4 protein-coding genes and 1 pseudogene are annotated in these 4,697 nt (G+C 57.4%); 1 reads left to right on the forward strand and 4 read right to left on the reverse strand.

The window, feature by feature from the left end; genetic code table 11:
* Positions 1-2: 2 nt before the first annotated feature.
* The 4 genes from AC4FIC_RS14185 to AC4FIC_RS14200 form a co-directional block, all read right to left on the reverse strand.
* Positions 3-1,046, reverse strand: coding sequence for an enoyl-CoA hydratase/isomerase family protein (locus tag AC4FIC_RS14185; protein ID WP_476195652.1), 1,044 nt, complete (start codon positions 1,044-1,046; stop codon positions 3-5).
* Between the two features lie 110 nt (positions 1,047-1,156).
* Entirely contained in the window at positions 1,157-2,965 is a 1,809-nt protein-coding gene (locus AC4FIC_RS14190; protein ID WP_100256969.1) for an ABCB family ABC transporter ATP-binding protein/permease, read from the reverse strand.
* A 105-nt stretch (positions 2,966-3,070) separates the two neighbouring features.
* Positions 3,071-3,808, reverse strand: coding sequence for a pseudouridine synthase (locus AC4FIC_RS14195; protein ID WP_100256968.1), 738 nt, complete (start codon positions 3,806-3,808; stop codon positions 3,071-3,073).
* Complete coding sequence (locus AC4FIC_RS14200; protein WP_490359427.1) at positions 3,805-4,089, reverse strand: hypothetical protein; 285 nt, start codon at positions 4,087-4,089, stop codon at positions 3,805-3,807. The genes AC4FIC_RS14195 and AC4FIC_RS14200 overlap by 4 nt, the downstream gene beginning before the upstream one ends.
* 141 nt (positions 4,090-4,230) lie before the next feature.
* Between AC4FIC_RS14200 and AC4FIC_RS14205 the strand changes: the two are divergent.
* Positions 4,231-4,697 (forward strand): annotated as a pseudogene (locus tag AC4FIC_RS14205) (hypothetical protein); the annotation flags it as partial.

Genomic DNA, 4,697 nt, shown 5'->3' on the forward strand with positions numbered 1-4,697 from the left:
GCCTAGGCGATCGGTGGCGTCGCTAACACGGCGTTCAGTTCGTCAATGGGCACCGATTCCACCCGGTCATAGGCCCAGTCGGCGCGCGGCAACTTATCGATCAGCTTGGCCTGCACACCTAAGACAAACTCCGGATACGCGCAGGCATTGGCGCCGGTCACCAGCTCTTGCACCAGTACTTCGGCCCGCGTTTTACCGCGCTGACGGCTAAAGTGCTGCCAGGTCAGGGCTATCGACCAGGCCGAGCCGGTGGCCCAACTGTCGATGGCGCGCGCAAAGGGCTCAAGCTGACTGTTCTGTTCGGCAATCACCAGCCAATCACTCAGGGTGCCGGTCTTCGGCAAGAGCTGCAGGGCGCTGTGCCACTGCTGATAGAGCGGCTCGATGCGCGGATCGACCGACAGTATATCCAGTTCACTCGGCGCCAAGCCCGCGCTCAACTGCTGTTGCAATGACTGGGCATAGTCGTGCGTGATCAGGCCATCGACAAAACCGAGCGCCAGTGCCTCGGCGGCGCTGAGCGTGATGCCACTGATCGCCAAAAAGGTCCCCAGGCGCCAGTCGCCCTGTTGCAGAAAATGCGCCGCGCCGACATCTGGGTACAGACCGATCTGAATTTCCGGCATGGCAAAGGTTGCGCTGTCGCTGCACAGCTTCAGGTTGGCACCGGCAAACAGGCCCCAACCGCCGCCGAAGGTAATGCCTTCGGCAAAGACCACTATTGGCTTCGGGCTCTGTTCGATAAGCAGGTCAATGGCGTATTCCAGCTCGAAATACTCAGTCGCCAGCTGGCGCTTGGCATCGTCCGTGGGCTCATCGATCAGCGCCAGGGCTAAGGCCTTAACGTCGCCACCGGCACAGAATGCGCGCGCGGCTTGGCTATCGAGCCAAATGGTTTTGACCTCAGGGTCGGCAAATCCGGCGGCCAGGGCCGCGTCGAGTTGCTTGAGCAGGTCCAGATTCAAGGCATTTAAGGCCTTGGGACGATCCAAACGGATCTGCCACAGGGCGCCGGTCTTGTGTGTGCTTAAGAGTTGATCTGTCATGGGGCCCAACCTTATCTCATTTGGTCGTGAGTTCTATAGTGCCTTGGTCGCATTCAACCCGTCGTGCCGTGACCGACCCAGACCGCTGGCACGGCGGATTGGGGATGGCGTCAAATCGAGACGGCCTGGCCATCACGCTGCTGCTGTTGATGCCACATGCCGGCAAAGACCCCGTCTTGCGCCAGCAACTCATTAAAGCGACCTTGCTCGGCAATCTGGCCGTCCTGCATCACGACGATAACATCGGCATCGATAATGGTCGACAATCGATGGGCGATCACCACCGTGGTGCGATTTTGCGCCACCTCATTCATGGCGGTCAAGATTGCCTGTTCGGAATGAGAATCGAGCGCCGAGGTGGCCTCATCAAAAATCAGAATCGGCGGGTTCTTGAGCAACACTCGGGCAATGGCGATGCGCTGCTTCTCGCCGCCGGAGACCTTAAGACCGCGCTCACCGACCCGGGTATGTTCCTTATCGGGTAAGGACAGAATAAAGGCTTCCAGATGGGCCATACGAATGGCGTGCCAGACTTGCTCATCGCTGGCATCGGGTAGGCCATAACGGACGTTGTTGAAGATGGTATCGTTGAACAACACCGTGTCCTGCGGCACCACGCCGATGGCCCGGCGCAACGACAGCTGACTGACCGCCTGACAATTCTGACCGTCGAACAGGATGGCACCGCTGTCGGTATCGTAAAAACGGAACAGTAAGCGCGCCAGGGTCGACTTGCCCGCCCCACTGCCACCGACCAGGGCCACCTTAGTGCCCGGCGCAATCTCGAGATTAATACCCTTGAGAATCTCCCGCTCCGGATGATAACCAAAACGCACATCCTTGAGCGAGATGGCGCCCGGTCCCATGCTCAGCTCGGCCACGCCCGGCGCATCGATAATGCGCGGCTTCTTATCGAGCAGGCCAAAGAGTTTTTCAATATCGGTCAGCGCACGGCGAATTTCTCGATAAACAAAGCCGAGAAAATTCAGCGGCAGGAATATCTGAATGGTGTAGGCGTTGATCATCACCAGATCGCCGATGCTGATGGTGCCGGCGACCACATCCTGGGCCGCCATGACCATCATAAAAGTAAGCGCCACGGCAATAATGGCGGCCTGACCGGTGTTGAGGGCCAGTAACGACATGCGGTTCTTGAGTCGCGCGGTTTCCCAGACGGCGAGATTTTTATCGTACTCTCGGGCCTCCCAGGCCTCGTTACCGAAGTACTTGACCGTTTCAAAATTCAATAACGAGTCGATCGCGCGCGTACTGGTCTGGCTGTCGAGGCTGTTGGCTTCGCGGATAAACTTGTTGCGCCATTCGGTGGTCAGCACGGTAAAGAAGATAAAGGTCACCACGGCGAACAGGGTAATCACCGCATACCAAACATTAAAGGCCACCACCAGAATGGCGGTCACCATGCCCAGTTCAAGCAAAGTCGGCACTATATTGAACACCAAGAAGCGCAATAAGAAATGGATGCCGCTGGTGCCGCGCTCTATATCGCGGCTGATACCGCCGGTTTGCCGACTCAGGTGAAACTCCAGGTCCATCTGGTGCAAGTGCTCAAAGACCTGCAATGAGGCCAAGCGCGTCGCGCGCTCGGTAACCCGAGAGAAGATGGCATCGCGAATCTCCGAAAAGGCCACCGACCCGAAGCGGAAAAAACCGTAGGCGAACAGATACAGAAAGGGCACCGCAATCAGCTGGCTCTGCGCGCTATCGAGCCCGTCGACTATATGCTTCATGGTCCAGGGCATGGCCACCCAAACCAGCTTGGCAAGCACCAAAAACACCAGCGACAGGCCGACTCGCCCCTTAAAGGCCCATAGATAAGGCCAGAGGGAACGCAGGACCAAACCTAGATCGAGTGGTTTTACCTTATCTGAGGGTTCTGAACCACCCGAATGACCGTGCATCTACTTCTCCAATGGATTGAATGGCTGTGATTGTTTACCCGGGCCTTATCGCGACGGCAACTATTGGCGCGGCAGGACCGTTAATACAGGTTATTTATGGATCTCTTAACGCCAGCCGAAGCGCACCAACCATTGGCGCCAGAGTTCGGTCAGCGGTGCTTGTACCTCGAGCCAACGGTCGGTGACCGGGTGCTGAAAGCCGATACTCACCGCCCGTAATGCCAACGAGGTCACCCCCAGCTCGGCCAAGGCCACCTTATTATGGTGGCGGCAGCCGTGCTTGGTATCGCCCAAGATCGGATGGCGAATATGCTTTAAATGCCGCCGTATCTGATGTTTACGGCCGGTGTGGGGGCTGCAGACCACCCAAGAATAACGGCTCTGAGCATAGCGACTGACCGGCAAGGCCAATTCCGCACAGCCCTGACGGCGAAAATCGGTTTGGGCCGACTGGGCTTCCGGCGCTTTGGCGGCGAACTTATCGCCGATCTTATCCAACTGCTCGGTCAGGGCATAGTCCACGGCCAATTGTTCGGGCACAAAACCGCGGCAGATGGCCCAATAGGTTTTTTGCACCGACTGAGCGCGAAACTGCTCGGCCAGGTGCCGCGCGACCGTATCGGTTTTGGCAATAATCACCAGGCCGCTGGTCGGGCGGTCGAGCCGATGCACGGTATGCACCTTGCCGAACTGATTCTGGCCGGCCAAATAGGTCTTCACCCGGCGGGCCAGCGTGTCAGTCTCGTGTCGATCCAGCCAAGAAGGGTGCATCAGCAGGCCTGGCGGCTTATCGACCACCAAAAGCCACTCGTCTTCAAAGATTACCTCTAACTCGGGTATCATGCGCTGGGGTCCGCATCCAGGTCGATGCTTTCGCCTTCCTGTGCATCCTCGTCGGGGCCATCTTCATCGCCTTCGACCAGCTCGGTAATGGACGGCTCGCCACACACTGCACACTGCCCTTCGATAAAGATCCGCTCCAAGAGCTCGTATTCGACCGGATGCACCATGCCCAAGTCAATTTCTCGGCAGGTGTTACACCAGGTATTGTGCAGGAAATCGGCCTGTTCGTCGGGGTCTCGGGCGAAAAAATCCCGGCTGATGCGCTCATCACTGTCGGACATAGGGACGTTGCTCTAAAATTTGCCGGTATCTTAGCACAGCCCGGTCGATCCGCCTGCAGCGGCTGAGCTCGGTCAGCGCTAGAAGCCCCGCCCGATTCGTGCGATCATCCGCCTTTATTCAATCTAACAGCCTGCCTGCCCATGAATATCCCAACCTTTATCGCTTTTGAAGTCACCGATGTCGAAACTGGCTACCCCTATGCCATCGCCTGGTCCCTGCCCGACGGCCAATACAAGACCGTACTGGTGCGCCCGGAGGAAGACTGGCTGATCGACTTTGAAATGGGCCAATACAGCCCCGATGCACCGCCGCTGCAAGACTTGCTCGATAAGGGTGAGTCGGTCAAAGACATCCTAAAAGAATGGCAACACGACTTCGAGCGCGGCGAGCTCTACTGCCAAGACCCGATTCTGGCCCAATACTGCCTGGACCTGATGTTCAATGTGCTCGACAAGGAATGCGAATACGAGGTGGTATCGGAATACGACTGCTACGACAAGATCGATAGCTTCGATATAGACGACCAACGCCGCTGGATTATGGACACCGAGGGCCTCAACGCCACCCAGTGTGAGGATATGGTCCGGGCGATGATCTATGTTTATTC

It is taken from the genome of Reinekea sp. (assembly GCF_982785585.1).

Excerpts from the sequence above, each read along its gene's own strand:
- AC4FIC_RS14200 (WP_490359427.1), bottom strand. The coding sequence starts at position 4,089 with ATGTCCGACAGTGATGAGCGCATCAGCCGGGATTTTTTCGCCCGAGAC.
- AC4FIC_RS14185 (WP_476195652.1), bottom strand. The coding sequence starts at position 1,046 with ATGACAGATCAACTCTTAAGCACACACAAGACCGGCGCCCTGTGGCAG.
- AC4FIC_RS14195 (WP_100256968.1), bottom strand. The coding sequence starts at position 3,808 with ATGATACCCGAGTTAGAGGTAATCTTTGAAGACGAGTGGCTTTTGGTG.
- AC4FIC_RS14190 (WP_100256969.1), bottom strand. The coding sequence starts at position 2,965 with ATGCACGGTCATTCGGGTGGTTCAGAACCCTCAGATAAGGTAAAACCA.